A 15,449-nucleotide genomic window follows, 5' to 3' on the forward strand; every position below is an offset into this window, starting at 1 on the left:
AGGGCAATCACGCCACTTCGGCGGCATTGCCGGCACTGTAACGCCCTTTTGGGGCGTTACGGGCGGACAGCCGCCGACTTACGGCGGTCGTAAGGCCCCTTTTGGGCCTTACGCAAGGCAATCACGCCACTTCGTGGCATTGCCGGCACTGTAACGCCCTTTTGGGGGCGTTACGGGCGGACAGCTGCCGACTTATGACGGTCTTAAGGCCCCTTTTGGGCCTTACGCAGGGCAATCGTGCCACTTCGGCGGCATTGCCGGCGCTGTAACGCCCTTTTGGGGCGTTACGGGCGGACAGCCGCCGACTTACGGCGGTCGTTAGGCCCCTTTTGGGCCTTACGCAGGGCAATCGTGCCACTTCGGCGGCATTGCCGGCACTGTAACGCCCTTTTTGGGCGTTACGGGCGGACAACTGCCGACTTACGGCGGTCGTAAGGCCCCTTTTGGGCCTTACGCAGGGCAATCGTGCCACTTCGGCGGCATTGCCGGCACTGTAACGCCCTTTTTGGGCGTTACAGACGGACAGCTGCCGACTTACGGCGGTCGTAAGGCCCCTCTTGGGCCTTATGCAGGGCAATCACGCCACTTCGGCGGCATTGCCGGCACTGTAACGCCCTTTTGGGGCGTTACGGGCGGACAGCCGCCGACTTACGGCGGTCGTAAGGCCCCTTTTGGGCCTTAGGCGGACCTGCGCGACTTTCACGGCAATGCCATGGCCGTATGCTCTTTTCATCTAAACTTTAATGTACATGTTCCCACTCGTATTTTCAATTTATATCACTATACGCGCCAACCACCCGCTCAAACACAAAAAGGACCCCAACGAGCCTAACCTCGCGGAGTCCTTTTCCAAAACGTCTATGTGCCAAACTTTATTTGTCTTTTTTAGCGTGTGAACCGTCGCAGTTGCCCTCCGTGTTTTGCGTGTTGCCGCATGCACATTTACCCATGATCTCTACCTCCTCCAAATGTAATGATGTTGGGTTTATTATACCCAGTTCACTTACATTTGTAAAGTAGTTAATAAAAAGTTAGTTAATGAGGATAATTATCATTCTCAGTTGACCCGCCTATGCACACTCGCCTACAACTCACATATATTGCTAGTGCTCATCATTTTACAGAAAGGGGTCGGTCTCGATGTACAACGACCCAACCTTGTACCCCTATCCCCCAGTTCAGTATCATCTGTATCCTGCTCATCCGTACCACTATGCACCTTACTGGGCGTGGGACCGCAACTATCCGCCTGTTAATACCAAAATGCTTTCGAATTCGGTCGTTACCTCCGAACATTTGCTAAAGGATGCCTCCATCCTCGTCAAAAAACTCAATGACCCCACGATCGCCCAGCAATTAATGACGAGTGCCCAAAACGGCAATCAAAAAGAAGTAGATCGCATTGTTCAAACATTCGGTAGTGAATCCGCAATCAAAGCCAGCTACAGCCCTAGTGCTATACAGTTCGTGGTTGGTCCTCGCATTACCGAAAATCCATGTTGCCTAGTCACGATCATGCTCAAATGGGGCCAATGAGAAAAAGAGCAATCCGCTCCTTAAGTGGAGTTGGGTTGCTCTTTTGCTGTGTGGGGTCGCGCTACTCATTCCTCATATTTAGCCTCAACGAACATCTACGCTGCTCAGTATCGGCCATGTAACCGCTAGCCAATGGGCTGCTGCAATGAGCACAAGCCAGTAGACACTGTAATACACATCCAACTTCGAGTAGGAGGATACATAATAATACGTGCGTTTGCGATTCATCGAAAAACGCTTCGCTTCCATCGCTACCGCCGTCCTGTGGGCACGGCGAATGCTTTGAGCCAGCAGCGGGATAGCGATCATCCGCATCGTGGTATACCACGATGTGAGCGGATTCCGCTGCTTGCGATTGCCCCTAACCTTGAGCGCACAGCGAAGCGTCTGGAACTCCTCTAAGATGACGGGCAGCATACGCAATGCTGCCAGAAAGCTGTACGCGTACTTCGGCGCGACCTTCCACTGCTGCATCATCGCGTAAAACAACGCGACAGGCCGCGTGGTCAAGCTGAACAGCAAGCCAACCGAGGCTACTTGCATACCGCGCAAACCAAGATGGATCCCGCGATAGAAGCTTTCCTCGGTGATTCGAATAATCCCGAAGTGAAACCAGAGGGTCTCCCCGGTTCCGAACATCATCATCCCCGCAGAGGATGACACAAAAATTAGCAGAAAGGGCGAAGCGTATAGCAATAATCTTTTGACAGGATGACCCGACAACAAAGCCAGCGGAAGTAATGCCCCGATCGTCAGGAACAGCATCATGTTAATGTTATGTGTGAAGACGACAACGATGAATAGCAGAATCGACAAGACGAGCTTCACACCTGGATTCACCCGATGCAGCCACGTTTCGCGAAAGCTGAATGTTAGTTGCATAGCAGCGGCTCACCCCCTGTGACGACAGGCACTAGGACTGCGGGCGCGCTTTCTGTCACGCGCCCCGCCTCGACTTGCCAGACGCGCGTAGCCCAGCGCTGGACGATCTCGTGATCGTGGGTAACCATCACGATCACGGTCCCGCTGGCGCGCAGCCGCTCCAGCTGCTCGAGCATGCGCAGCGTGCCATGCGCATCGAGCCCGAAGGTGGGCTCATCCAGCAGCAGGAGGCGCGGCCCGCGAACCATCGCGGACGCCACGCTGAGCCTGCGCTTCTGGCCCATCGAGAGCTGGAACGGGTGCCGCTCGCGCAGCGCAAGCAGGTCGTACTCCCGGAGCAGCAGCTCGGCCGCTGCCGACTGCCCGTTCCTCGGCTGACCCTCTGGCAAGCCATAGGTCAGCTCTTCCTCCACGGAGTTCGTGACGAATTGGAACTCCGGGTTCTGGAACACAAAGCCGACTTGCTCCGCAAGCTGCTCGACTTTGTTGCCCTTCACTCCCGCGATCACACAGCTTCCGCGGGTCGGAATGAGCCGCATGATCGCGAGGAGGAGCGAGCTTTTGCCAGCGCCGTTGGCACCGACAACGGTGATCCAGTCGCCAGGATATACATGAAAGTTATCCACAGAGGTCCTGATCTGCCCGCTGCGAAGTCCGACGAAATCCTGGAAGACCATGACGGGCTCTATGGACTGTACGCTATGTTGGAAGGTTCTCTGGTCATCCACCCTCGCATCCGCATACAGGTTCTCCTTGGCATAATCCTCCCACACCTCGGGATACCAAATCCCGTATTCCCTGATTTGTTCCTTGTACGTCTCGAACATGGCATGCGGTGGCCCATCCGCCAAAACCCCACCCTCAGGTGTCAGGATGATCAGACGGTCGAGAAGATCCAGCATGCCGCTAATTTTGTGCTCCACGATGAGGAGGGTTTTATCCCCGCTAATCGACCGGATCGTGTCCCACACCTGCTTCGTGCCCTCGTCATCCAGCAGCGCCGTAGGCTCATCGAGGAAGATCACCTCTGGCTCTAACGCCAGTACGCTAGCAATCGCTAGTCGCTGCTTCATCCCTTGAGACAGCGTACTAATCAGTGTGTGAGCATCTGGTAAATGAAGGCCGACCAAGTCCAAATAATGCTGAATACGCGCAGGCATTTCTTCGCGCGGCACTTCCTGATTTTCCAATACGAACGCGATCTCTTCGTCGATATAGGGCATACAAAACTGCGTATCAGGATCCTGAAACACATACCCCCATCGTCTAGGTCTGCGAATCTCATCCGCTTTGAGCGGAAGCTCGATCATGTCAGGGACAATTCCGCTCAGCACCTGAAGCAGGGTAGATTTGCCGCATCCGCTAGGTCCCAGAAGCAGCACCTTCTCACCAGGCCGGGTGGAAAAGGAAACCCCCTGAAAGATCAGGGGGGCGTCGTCGCCGGGATATTTTAACCGTAGATTCGTAACGCTCATTCCTTCGCTCATCTCGTTTACCCCAGTACGTCGTAATCTTTTTTGGAAACGGGGCGAATCAGATTCAGTACACCTGTACGAGACAATGCATCCGTCAAATAGTACGCGAACACGCCAGCGATCAAAGCACTGCCTAGTAGTCGCAAGCTAACGAACAAAACGTAATTCCATAAAGTGAGTTGCTCGATATAGCCATAGTAAGTATCCACAAATAAGGACATGATCGCTGAAGCAAAGGCTGCGAGAATGGTTACCCCCACGGTTGTACGACGGTAGCGGAATAAAGCAAACGCCAGCTCCGCACCAAGTCCTTGAAGTAAACCAAACACGAGCGTTGCCACTCCCCAATGGCCGCCATATAGTGCCTCAATCGTTGCAGCCGCCACTTCTGCCAACAGGGCAACCCCTGGCTTACGAATGACGAGAAAAGCGAATGTCGCCGCCATGAACCACATCCCGTAGCTTAACTGTTCTGCATGCAAACCTAGTGGCTTCAATAGATCATAGAACGGTCCCCAAATCCGATAAATTACACCGAACACCGCTGAAATAACAATCGTGATCAAAATATCAGTCAGCTTCAACCCTTTTTTACTTACTTCTTGCTGCGCCATCTTCTACTCGACTCCTTTTCCCCAATCCATATTTGTCAATGAGATAGGCGAACACGCCAACCTAAGATACATGGTCTCCTTCGTCCCTAAGGACAAAAAAAGCCCGCCGGATTAACGGTAGGCTTGAACATTTGTGCAAAAAAAGCACATCAGGTCTCTACGCTGGCATTATCCAGATCAGATTAACGGTCAGTGGCATAGGGCCACTATCTCAGCCTGACTTCATCAAGCACCCGTGTTGCTATTCATTTGGCTTAACTGTAGCGGATTAGCCGCTTTTTGGCAATCCTTTTTTCCCAAAAGTTTCGTCGTAGTAGTTGACTTCTACCCCAAAGTAAAACTACAATTTGTAGTGTCTTCATTATTTTTCAATAACGGAGCCTATCCAGGATGGATCATTCCACGATGCAGAAGGGGACTGAAACAATGACAATGTTGCTTTATATCGGACTAGCCATACTCATTGCTGCTATGATTGGCTACGTGCTGACAGCAAGAATGAACAAAGATAGCAGCTCTCGGTTGAAAAAGGCCGAAAAGCAAGCCCTGAAAAAGAAGCATAAAACCTGGCTCCTTATTTCACATGCCCTACTTATTATCGCGATTGGCAGTATAGGTACTTCACTCATTCAAAGCTCAGCCAGCAAGTATAGTCTAGATCAGCTTAATTACCATGCCAACATTCAGGTCACAACAGATAAAGATTACGGACGCGATCACAAGGATGGCACCTTGATGTACGAGATGAAAATCCCTACCTCCGGCACACATAGCCCTCACGATTTGAAGTTCGGATTCTATAAGGAGAGACCTGGTTACGAGTTGCTTGTCCACAATCTGGAGCATGGCGATATCATCATTCATTATCATCCAGATGCACCGAAAGAGCTGGTCGATCAGATCGAATATTTGACTCATTTCAAGACGGCTGGTGCTGGTGTTCTCGCCGTTCCCAATGTGGATGTGCCTGCCGATCAAGAAGTCGTTATAACGGCATGGACGAAAACAATGCCACTCGCCAAATTCGATGAAGCTAGTGTTGGTACGTTTATTCACGACAATATCAACAAAGGTCCTGAGCAAATTCCGGCTAACGTACGTCTTGGCGGCGGAACGATGTAGTTATTTACGAATGGTTTCACGATCTGAAACTAGCTCGGTTGGTACTAAACCCGTAATTCTTCGGAATACGCGATAAAAATAAGAAGGATCGTTATAGCCGATGAACTCGGCTATTTCGGTTACCGTCAGAGCGGAATGCCGCAGCATGTAGACGGCTGTTTTGATCCTCGTAACGTGAACGAATTCACTGATCGTTTGACCTGTAACTTGGCGAAAAAGGGATGCTGCATAATTCGGAGATCGGTTAATGCTAGCGCCTAGCTCATCCTTGGTTACATGTTCGCGGTAATGATTCTGAATATACCCCTTCATTTGTTCCACGAGTAGTGCGGTTGTCGAGGTTGTGGCCGCTTGATCCCACTCCCGCTGGAGGTACACAAACAACTCTTGCCAGTGCGCTTCGCATAGCGCCTGGTAATAGGGCTGTTTGTCTTGCCACCCTCTGTGGATCAGTCGCAGCCGGTCGGCAATGATATCGAATTTCCCCGTCTGCCGGCAGGCAGGGGACGTTAGATGAAGCAGCGGGAAGACGTCCGAGGCTGTTCGTGCATCGAACTGCAGCACAAATTTCTCATGAATTTTGGTGGGCACACTTCGACCATAGTAGGGGGTATGGCTTGGAATGAGCAGCCATTGCCCTTTCTCTAGCACTTGTTTTTTCTCGCGAATCCAGTACACACAGCGGCCATAGATCACGAAAATAAGTGTCCAATCGGATCGAATATTCGGCTGTTCCTCGTTCCATGTACTGCTTTTATCATAGTGGAAGCCTGTTAGCTGCATAGGGGTCACGCCTCCCTTTTATCGTACTATATTACACATATCATACTATAGTTCATAGAAACTCGCATCAATAAGGCATATAATGAAGCCAACTACTCTCTTACATGCGAAAGGAAGTCCTTCACGATGCGTAAAACAAAAATCATTTGTACGATGGGTCCTGCGTGCGACTCCGTTCCAACCCTGAAAGAATTAATTCGCGCTGGCATGAGCGTTGCCAGATTAAATATGGCTCACGGCGATCTCGATGAGCACCGCGGTCGTATTCAGCGTGTACGCCAAGCTGCCCAAGAAATGGGTACAATTATCCCGATTCTGATGGATATTAAAGGTCCAGAAATCCGCATCGGTCAATTGAAAGATGCTTCTTATGATCTACAGACGGGCGATCGTATCGTCTTGACGACGGAGCAAATTATCGGCGATTCCAGCCGCGTATCCGTAAACTATCCAGGCTTGCCGCAAGACGTAAAGCCAGGCAATCTTGTGCTAATCGACGACGGCTCCATCGAGCTACGTGTTGAAATGATTGACGGTACAGAGGTTACTTGTACGGTATTGAACCCCGCTCAGTTGAAACAGCGTAAAGGTGTTAACTTGCCGGGCGTACGTACTTCCCTGCCAGGTGTAACAGAGCGCGATGTGATGCACATCAAATTCGGTGTTGAAGAAAATATTTCAATCGTCGCAATGTCCTTCGTTCGCAACGGCAACGATGTTCGCGAGGTTCGTGCACTGCTCGAGCAGCAAGGCGCTGGCTTGACGCCGATTATTTCAAAAATCGAGAACGAAGAAGGCATGACGAACTTCGCTGGCATCTTGGAAGCATCCGATGGCATCATGGTTGCCCGTGGCGACCTTGGGGTTGAAATTCCGACAGAAGAAGTTCCGATTGCTCAAAAAGATATGATTCGCGCTTGTAACTTAGCTGGCAAACCCGTTATCACAGCTACGCAAATGTTGGATTCCATGCAGCGTAACCCGCGTCCGACTCGCGCTGAAGTGAGTGACGTCGCCAATGCTGTTCTTGACGGCAGTGACGTTGTGATGCTTTCCGGCGAGACAGCTGCAGGGAAATATCCGATCGAGTCCGTGACGATGATGGCCACTATCGCTGAGCGCGTTGAGCAAACAATGGTGCGCAGCTCCTTGGTGGATGCACAGCTTCAGTCCAACAACGAAATCACGGAAGTGTTGTGCCAAGCGGTCGTATCCTCCGCGAACAAGCTGCATGCTGCCGCGATTTTAACACCGACCGAGACTGGCTTCACGGCGCGTATGATTGCCAAATACCGCCCAGAAGCACCGATTATCGCGGTAACGAACAGTGGGCACGCGATCAGCCAACTGAGCATGGTGCAGGGCGTTATCCCTGTTCTTGGCGAGTTCTGCGAATCGACGGATGCGATGATTCGCTCTGCGATAGGCCAAGCGGAGACGCTTGGTTATGTGAAAAAAGGCGACCTTACTGTCGTCTCCGCTGGTATTCCGGTTGGGAAATCCGGTACGACTAACCTGTTGAAGGTTGAACGGGTTTAGGGGGCACTTCTCCAGCTAGCTTGGGTCAAGTTAAGGTGATGGCATCATCTTATTTCCGGCTTTTTCTCATTCTTGCTAGAAATAAAGTGATGGCGCATCGCTATTGCGATAAAACCTGAGAAAACATCAACTTTTGGCGGTTTTAGCGTTATCGCGTAACGCTACTTTACAATTAGGTGTCCCTTGATGACGAATAGCGTTATCCTGTAATGTTATCTGCCTAGAGCAGACTTATAAGCCTCCCTTCCACCTTTGTCCTGTGGAATGGGGCTTTTTGAGTTGGCGGAAAGCGGTGTGGTGGAGCAGGGATTTGGGATTGGCAGAAAGCGGGCGAGTTGGCTTTGGATTGACCGGAGTGATGGACCTCTAGATTTGTTGGAAAAAGGGGTACACTAGAGTAACATTTACTATGGAGCAACGGAGGACGCCCGTGATTATTCGACTTGGATTCGTATCTACCGCAATGGCGATTTTCAATAACACGCCTAGCTCGACGTTCACATATAAGCTTTTCTCCGAGCGGCCGCGCGAGGAGGCGATGCAGCGTGCCATTGAGATTGGCCGCAAAAACCTCCAAGCGACGCAGCGAATTCTCTATTACAATGCGGCTCACGGCATTCGGTTGTTCCGGCTGTCATCCGCGCTAATCCCCCTGGCTACACATCCAGATGTGCGAATTGATGTCGCCTCGGAGTATGCTGACGAGCTTCGCAAGTTAGGTGACTTTGCGAAGGAGCACGATATCCGGCTCAGCATGCATCCGAACCAATTCACGCTGCTCAACGGAAGCGATAAGGTAGTTGCTGCGGCGATCGAGGATTTGAATTATCATGCGGCCCTTCTGGATGGCATGAGGTTGGACGAGGCCGCCATCATTAATATCCATGTTGGCGGTGTCTATGGCGATAAAGAAGCCGCGACGCAGAAGCTCTTCGATAACGCATCGAAGGTGCCTGAGCATGCGATGCGGCGACTGACGTTCGAGAACGATGACAAAACATACACGCTCGAAGAAACGCTCGCCGTCAGCCAGAAGCTGCAACGACCGTGCATGCTGGATTTGCACCACGACTGGTGCAATCCCTCCGCGGTTTCCCCCACCCTGCTGCTCCCCCAGATTGTTCAGACATGGGGCGATCTGCCGATCAAGATCCACGTCTCCTCGCCCAAGAGCGAGAAGGAATTTCGATCTCACTCGGACTATATCGAGCCTGAGATACTGACAGCTTTTCTGAAAAGCTGCAAAGAGATCGATCTCCCCCGCATCGACGTGATGATTGAAGCGAAGGTGAAGGACTTGGCGTTATTCCGCTTAGCTGAGCAGCTGGGTAAGATCCGCGGTGTTAAGCGGCTGGATGGCGGGGTTTTGAGCTGGTGAGATGGTTGGCCGTGTCCCGGTAACACAGAAAGAAGAACCGCTTCTGATGTCTCAGACGCGGTTCTTTTTCGTCGTATCGATGACGGATGTGGCGAGATTACTATTTTTCACATGGCGCAAGGCATTAATTTCGCCGCCGATAATGATAATGAGCGCTGAAATATAGAACCAGGTCATCAACACGATGATCCCCCCGATGCTGCCATACGTCGCGCTATAGTTCGTGAAGCTGTTGACATAGAAGGAGAACGCTAACGACGTTCCTTGCCAACCGATGGCGGCGAATAAGGCGCCTGGCAGCACGCTTTTACACGTTAAGCAAGTGTTGGGTGCGATATAGTAAATACCGATGAAGACGACAAAAATGATGACAAAGTTAATAATCCAACGAAGATGATTCCACAGCTCAATGTGAGCAGCCGCTACATGAACATGCTCCGCCGTCCAATCGCCAATCCAATGGCCGAATACGCTGAGCAGCAACGCTGATACGATCACCACAAGCATGCCTAACGTCAGCATAATCGCTAGGAAGCGTGAATGGATGAAGCTTTTACGTGCTGGCAATCCGTACGCTTTATTTACTGAACGCACGATCGCATTCATCGCCGCACTGGCACTCACTAAGGCCAAGATTAAACCGAAGGATAGCGTTCCCCCTCTTTTGACATCGAGCAAGTTACTTAGCGTTTCCTCCAACCACCCTGCTACAGCACCCGGAATGTACTCTTTAATCAAGCCAATCACATCATCAGAGGAGAACGGTAAGTACCCCAACAAGCTCATTACAAACAGCAGTAACGGAAATATGGAGAGCAGAAAGTAGTACGCGCACTCAGCGGCAAGACCTGTGGCATCGTGTTCATTAAACTGTTTCCACAGCAATTTAGCGTAAGATTTAACCATACGTCTATTGTTCCTTTCCTACGGCCATATTTATGATAGAATAGGTAGTTCAGTCTTGAAAGACTTGTAAGAACATTGTCATGAAACAGGTGGTCACATGAATTCCATTCCTATGTATACAACGCCGTTAGGCTTTAAACCAACCACAGAGCGTCCCATACCGCATGCGAAGATGGCGCTTCTTACGAATAGCACGGAGCTCGTGCCCGATACGGATGCAGACAGCTACTTTTTCCGTGATCTAGAGGAGCACGGTATTCTGCTGAATGAAGCTCAGATCAAGGCTGTGCGCCATTTCAAAGGCCCTCTACTCACACTGGCTGGCGCAGGTTCTGGGAAAACGACGGTACTCGTGTGCCGCGTCGCTTACTTACTCCGTGTTCATCAGGTACAAGCTGCAAATCTGCTTCTTATTACGTTTTCCAAAAAAGCCGCTGAAGAAATGCGGGAACGTCTCACGACGATGCCTGGTCTTCATGCGAGTATGGCTAATGTGATGCAGGTGCGGACGTTTCATGCTTTTTGCCTGCGATTACTGCGAATGAACGGGCTGCAGCAGGAGATTCTGAGCGATGGCCGCTTTCAGCAAATTGTTTTTAAGCGGATCATGCTTAGTATGGGCCTGCAGGATACGTATCAGCCTGAAGTGCTTATTTCACTGCTTTCCTCCTACAGAATGCAATTGATCGAGGTCGAAGATCTCCCAGAAGCCACGGAAGAGGAGCAGGAAGTAAAAAAGATTTTCGTCCAGTATGAACAGTGGAAAATGGAGCAACAGAAGATCGATTTCGATGATATTTTGATCAAAGCGTATCAGCTGCTCCTTCAAAATCCCGACGTTCTCCGCTCCATGCAGCGAAAATTCACATACATCAGCGTCGATGAGTTCCAAGATACGAATACCGTTCAGTATGAAATTATTAAAATGATTGCGGCAGCTCACCAGAATTTAATGGTTGTGGGTGACGATGACCAGACGATTTATTCGTTTAATGGGGCGAGAAATGAATTTATTTTGCAATTCCATGAGCAGTACCCCGCCGCTACAACCGTTACCTTGGATATCAACTACCGGTCAACGTCGAGTATTGTTGGTTTGGGGAACGCGATCATTCAGCACAACGTGCAGCGGAAATCCAAAACGCTTCTAGCTACGAAGGAAAGTACGCTGAAGCCGCACTATGTTAAACCAGCAAATAGTGATGAAGAAGCGGATTGGTTAATCAACGATATTCGGCTCAAGGTTGCTGAGGGCGGTAGCCCGTATGGGGATTTTGCGATTTTGTATCGGACAGCGAGCAACAGTCGGGCTATTATCGAGCAGCTCATCCTGCATAACCTCCCTTTTGTGGATTATGGCACTAATGATTCGTTCTACGAGCAGTGGATGGTGAAGCCGATTATTGACCATTTGCGGATTGCTCATGAACGGCGGAATTTCGAAGCCATCGAAGGCGTCCTTCCCTCATTATATATTGGACGAGACCAAGGCATGCGTATTATTCAAGATCAGGAAGCGATTCAGGCGAAAAAGTGGCCCTTAATCCATCTGCTTGGACTTCCGCAGCTTAAAGAATTTCAGAAAGATAAGCTGAAAGCTCGCATCCGTTTGATCAAATCGCTCGTTGAGATGACGCCGCTCGCGGCGATTCAGGCGATTCGCAAGGATTTCTACGATACGTTCTTGGAGACCAACAAGCGCAGCAAGCTCACGCAGCATCGCGAGATGTTGAAAGAAACGCTGGACGAGTTGGAGTCCTCTGCCAAGCGGTTCAACACGGTCGAGCAGTTCCTTTATTTTATCCATGAAGTGGCGGAAAAACGCACGGAAATGCGGATGCAAAGCAAAGAGCAATTCGCGGATAAAATCTCGCTCATGACGATTCATAAATCGAAGGGCTTGGAGTTCCCGATCGTGTACTTGCTCTGTGCGATTGAGGGCAATATGCCGCATAGCTCGGCACTCGATGCAAGCCATTTGGACGATGTCAAAATGGCAGGTGTTGTTGCGCGGGATAAGTCGGCAGCTGCGCTAGAAGAGGAGCGGCGACTGGCTTATGTCGCCGTGACACGGGCGAAAGGCGAGCTGCTCATCAGCTCGCCAGCGTTTTATCGCGGGAAGAAGGCGGAGCCTTCCCGGTTTCTGTTGTCCGCGTTCCCTGGCGCGGACGCAGGGGTTGTGACCAGCCGCAGCAAGCCGGCTGGCGGGTTTGGTGCGGCCGCTAGCGGAGCGGCGGCCGGGCGGTCAGCCACCGGCGGAGCCGTGGCTGGGGGTAGTGCTGCGACCGCGACCGAGCGGGTCGCGGCGTGGTTGTGCGGCGCGACCGGCTGCAAAGCCTGGTCGCGGATCTCTTCGCCGCAGGAGGCACGGCTCGCGGCAAAGGCGTGCCCGCTCTGCGGCGCGGGCATGGTGAAAGGCAGCCGCGAGATCGCGCTAGCGCGGCGGTAATATCACAAGAGCAGCCATCCGCAAAGGATCGCTGCTCTTTCTTTCATCCCGACATTTTACAATTACACTAACTCCCTCAACGCATGTAACGCCGCATCATAATCCGGATGATTCTTCATTTCAGTCAAATACTCCACATAACGAATGGTGTCATTCGCATCCACGATGAAAATCGCACGCTGATCTAGCTGGATCTCTTTGATAAGCACACCGTATGCTTGACCGAAAGAGCGATTTTTGTATTATTTACTCTAAAATCAGGCGCTTGATCCCCTACTTTAATTTCCGGTCCTAGCAATGTGATTGGGTTTCCTCCAACTTTGTATTCATACGAAGTCTTAAGCTGAGATTCAGGTTACGCTCATACTCCCTTCAGCTAAGACATGCATAATGAGGTACAGAACCCGAACGACACAAACAGCCACATCACGAGAGGAAGAATATAAATGAATTCAAAAAATAATCGCAAATGGGTATGGACATCATCCGTACTTTTGGTCAGCTTGATCGCTTACGCCTCCGTATTTCCACCCGTTTCTAAAAATGACGATAGCAATAGCAAAGCCGTTGCCAAAGTCAACGGGGTTGAAATAAGCACGAACAAGCTTTATGACGCTTTGATCGCAAGCGGTGGCGCACAAACCTTGGACTCCATGATCATGGAAGAGCTTATTACCCAAGAGGGTAAAAAAGCTGGCGTTCAGATAACAGATGCCGATATTACGAATGAAATTCAAACGATTAAAGCCTCGTATGGCTCCGAGGACGAGTTCAACCAAGCACTTACCAACTATGGCATGACGCAGGATGATTTGAAGAAAAATATGCAAACACAAGTGATGCTCAAAAAGATTTTGGAGCCGCAAGTCACCATCACTGACGATGAAATCAAGAAATATTATGATGAAAATTTAGAATCGTTAAAAGTACCTGCACAGGTTAAAGCTTCTCATATTTCTGTAGCGACAGAGGCTGAAGCTGAGGCTATTATTGCGAAGCTGAAAAGCGGCGGGGATTTCGCAGCACTTGCGAAGGAAAGCTCCACGGATACAGCGACTAAAGACAAAGGCGGAGACCTTGGCTATATCTCAGCGGGACAAGTCGATCCCGTCATGGAAGCCGCGGCATTTGCTTTGGAAACAGGCGGCTTAAGCTCGGCCGTACAAACGGCAACAGGATACGAAGTTATTAAAGTAACGGATCATAAAGCCGGTTCAACACCAACGCTTGCAGACAAAACCGTTACAATTAAAAAAACTTTAGTTGATCAAAAGATTTCAACGCTTTCCCAAACTTGGTTGGATCAGAAAAAATCAGAAGCGAAGATTGAAAATAATTTAGCCGATATCGCTAAAAAAACAACCTAACCATAAAGGACCGTCTCTCAAGGTATTATTACCTTAAGGGACAGTCCTTTTATTGTCCTATTACGGCGTGTGAAGCTTCATCTCGTCCAGACTCTTGAACTGATAGCCCTGTGCTCTGGCAGCATCAATAATCTTTCCAAGTGCTTCCGTATTATCACTAGATACGGAATGCAGCAGGATGACGGCGCCTGGGTGCAGCTGGGCCATCACATTTTTATACGCATACTCCCAGCCCTTCTGCTGCTTCGGTTCCCAGTCCCGATACGCAACGGACCAGAACACATTGGTGTAGTTAAGGCCTTGGCTGACAGCCAGCGAACGGTCATTGAAAATGCCCCGCGGCGCTCGCAGATAATGCATCTCCTTTTGCCCAGTAACTGCAGCGACCCCATCTTTCACTTGGTTGAGCTCTTTCTGAATGCGTTCCGCTGGAATTTGACTCATATCCGGATGGCTCCACGAGTGATTACCGATCAGATGTCCCTCGGATGCCATACGCTTCAGCAGCTCCGGCTCTGTCCGAATATAATGGCCTGTCACGAAAAATATCGCAGGTACCTGCTTCTCTTTCAGCACATCCAGAATGCGACCTGTGTAGCCTTGTTCATACCCGTTATCGAAGGTTAAGTACAATTCCTTGAGCGACTGGTCGCCTGTAAAAACAGCCCCATGCTGCTTCAACAGACCCTTGAAGCCCTCTTGATCGATAGACGGCGGCTGACCGTTGACGCTCTTTTTAAATCCAAAATGATACGTTCCATCCGCAGACACCATGGTCACTTGCCCCACCAATAGAGCCAAAGAAAGCATTAGAATTCGCAAGATTTTCACGTTGATATCATTCACTCCTTGCCTTGTGTGATAAGTTGTGGTGAGTTACAACCAACTTGGACTGTTACTAATATGCCACACTATATTTTTTCTCATCCGAAATCTGTGATATCCCCCCATTCCACTTGGCTTTCATCTGAATACAATAGAGTACATGATCTGTAGGGGTGGAGATTGCAATTCGTAGACGTGATACTAAACCAATCAAAGAAGATTTACTGCATATCCTAAAGCTATCGTCTGAGGACGACATTTATAAAGCGCAATATGAGGGGTTTTCTCTAGCCGATATTGCGAAAGCTAATCAGGTAGATGTAGAGAAGGTCATTGAACTCCAGTTAGCGGAGCTAACGGAGCAACTTCAGGTGCGTCTACTCAATGGCAGCATTACATCAGAGCAATATTGGGCTCAGCGTGCTGAATTACCAGAAATCATCAGTAAGAGTGTATATGCGATGTGATAGCGCGGCACCCCTTCTTGGGGTGTTTTTTTGTGCGCGATAGCTTGTTACCGTCCTGCTTTTATGTCACTATGAGAAAAACTCCTATCGAAGTCCTTCGAGGATG

Annotated in this window: 14 protein-coding genes, 1 pseudogene and 1 riboswitch; of the genes and pseudogenes, 8 read left to right on the plus strand and 7 right to left on the minus strand. The window is 50.2% G+C overall.

The features are described 5' to 3' along the window. The first annotated feature begins 391 nt into the window (after positions 1-391). Positions 392-682, plus strand: a complete 291-nt coding sequence (locus AC58PQ_RS20205) for a hypothetical protein (protein ID WP_497244664.1) — start codon at positions 392-394, stop codon at positions 680-682. Positions 683-1,140: 458 nt separating this feature from the next. Next, positions 1,141-1,536 (plus strand): YuzC family spore coat inner layer protein, encoded by a 396-nt coding sequence (locus tag AC58PQ_RS20210; protein WP_497244666.1) that lies wholly within the window; start codon positions 1,141-1,143, stop codon positions 1,534-1,536. 84 nt (positions 1,537-1,620) lie between these two features. On the opposite strand, the gene AC58PQ_RS20215 is transcribed toward AC58PQ_RS20210, so the two are convergent. Genes AC58PQ_RS20215 through AC58PQ_RS20225 form a run of 3 tightly spaced genes read right to left on the minus strand, consistent with a single transcriptional unit; the run spans position 1,621 to position 4,507 of the window. After that, positions 1,621-2,418 (minus strand): energy-coupling factor transporter transmembrane component T family protein, encoded by a 798-nt coding sequence (locus AC58PQ_RS20215; protein WP_497244668.1) that lies wholly within the window; start codon positions 2,416-2,418, stop codon positions 1,621-1,623. Further along, positions 2,409-3,905 carry an ABC transporter ATP-binding protein gene (locus AC58PQ_RS20220; RefSeq protein WP_497244670.1) on the minus strand — a complete coding sequence of 499 codons (1,497 nt, stop codon included), beginning with the start codon at positions 3,903-3,905 and terminating at the stop codon, positions 2,409-2,411. The genes AC58PQ_RS20215 and AC58PQ_RS20220 overlap by 10 nt, the downstream gene beginning before the upstream one ends. Before the next feature lie 5 nt (positions 3,906-3,910). After that, a complete protein-coding gene (locus AC58PQ_RS20225) occupies positions 3,911-4,507 on the minus strand; it encodes an ECF transporter S component (RefSeq protein ID WP_497244672.1) in 597 nt (198 codons plus the stop codon). A 137-nt stretch (positions 4,508-4,644) separates the two neighbouring features. Further along, positions 4,645-4,754, minus strand: a riboswitch (TPP riboswitch). 179 nt (positions 4,755-4,933) lie between these two features. Between AC58PQ_RS20225 and AC58PQ_RS20230 the strand changes: the two genes are divergently transcribed. Next, positions 4,934-5,629: a DUF3105 domain-containing protein gene (locus AC58PQ_RS20230; protein ID WP_497244674.1), complete on the plus strand. Its 696-nt coding sequence runs from the start codon at positions 4,934-4,936 to the stop codon at positions 5,627-5,629. Here AC58PQ_RS20230 and AC58PQ_RS20235 read toward each other — a convergent pair whose 3' ends face one another. Then, positions 5,630-6,412 carry a helix-turn-helix transcriptional regulator gene (locus tag AC58PQ_RS20235; RefSeq protein WP_497244676.1) on the minus strand — a complete coding sequence of 261 codons (783 nt, stop codon included), beginning with the start codon at positions 6,410-6,412 and terminating at the stop codon, positions 5,630-5,632. 126 nt (positions 6,413-6,538) lie between these two features. On the opposite strand from AC58PQ_RS20235, the gene pyk reads away from it, so the two are divergent. Then, positions 6,539-7,951 (plus strand): pyruvate kinase, encoded by a 1,413-nt coding sequence (gene pyk / locus AC58PQ_RS20240; protein WP_497244678.1) that lies wholly within the window; start codon positions 6,539-6,541, stop codon positions 7,949-7,951. Positions 7,952-8,381: 430 nt separating this feature from the next. After that, positions 8,382-9,329 carry a UV DNA damage repair endonuclease UvsE gene (gene uvsE / locus AC58PQ_RS20245; protein ID WP_497244680.1) on the plus strand — a complete coding sequence of 316 codons (948 nt, stop codon included), beginning with the start codon at positions 8,382-8,384 and terminating at the stop codon, positions 9,327-9,329. A 51-nt stretch (positions 9,330-9,380) separates the two neighbouring features. On the opposite strand, the gene AC58PQ_RS20250 is transcribed toward uvsE, so the two are convergent. Next, positions 9,381-10,235 carry a YihY/virulence factor BrkB family protein gene (locus AC58PQ_RS20250; protein WP_497244682.1) on the minus strand — a complete coding sequence of 285 codons (855 nt, stop codon included), beginning with the start codon at positions 10,233-10,235 and terminating at the stop codon, positions 9,381-9,383. Between the two features lie 97 nt (positions 10,236-10,332). Here AC58PQ_RS20250 and AC58PQ_RS20255 point away from each other — a divergent pair, with 97 nt between their 5' ends. Further along, a complete protein-coding gene (locus tag AC58PQ_RS20255) occupies positions 10,333-12,684 on the plus strand; it encodes a UvrD-helicase domain-containing protein (protein ID WP_497244684.1) in 2,352 nt (783 codons plus the stop codon). A gap of 62 nt (positions 12,685-12,746) precedes the next feature. Here the strand turns inward: AC58PQ_RS20255 and AC58PQ_RS20260 are convergent. Continuing rightward, positions 12,747-12,926 (minus strand): annotated as a pseudogene (locus AC58PQ_RS20260) (thiol peroxidase); the annotation flags it as partial. A gap of 204 nt (positions 12,927-13,130) precedes the next feature. Between AC58PQ_RS20260 and AC58PQ_RS20265 the strand changes: the two are divergent. After that, positions 13,131-14,051 (plus strand): peptidyl-prolyl cis-trans isomerase, encoded by a 921-nt coding sequence (locus AC58PQ_RS20265; RefSeq protein WP_497244686.1) that lies wholly within the window; start codon positions 13,131-13,133, stop codon positions 14,049-14,051. A 60-nt stretch (positions 14,052-14,111) separates the two neighbouring features. On the opposite strand, the gene pdaA is transcribed toward AC58PQ_RS20265, so the two are convergent. Next, entirely contained in the window at positions 14,112-14,861 is a 750-nt protein-coding gene (gene pdaA, locus AC58PQ_RS20270) for a delta-lactam-biosynthetic de-N-acetylase (protein WP_497244848.1), read from the minus strand. A gap of 188 nt (positions 14,862-15,049) precedes the next feature. Between pdaA and AC58PQ_RS20275 the strand changes: the two genes are divergently transcribed. After that, positions 15,050-15,343, plus strand: a complete 294-nt coding sequence (locus AC58PQ_RS20275; RefSeq protein ID WP_497244688.1) for a hypothetical protein — start codon at positions 15,050-15,052, stop codon at positions 15,341-15,343. Positions 15,344-15,449: the final 106 nt, after the last annotated feature.

This window comes from Paenibacillus sp. J22P143, assembly GCF_059692035.1.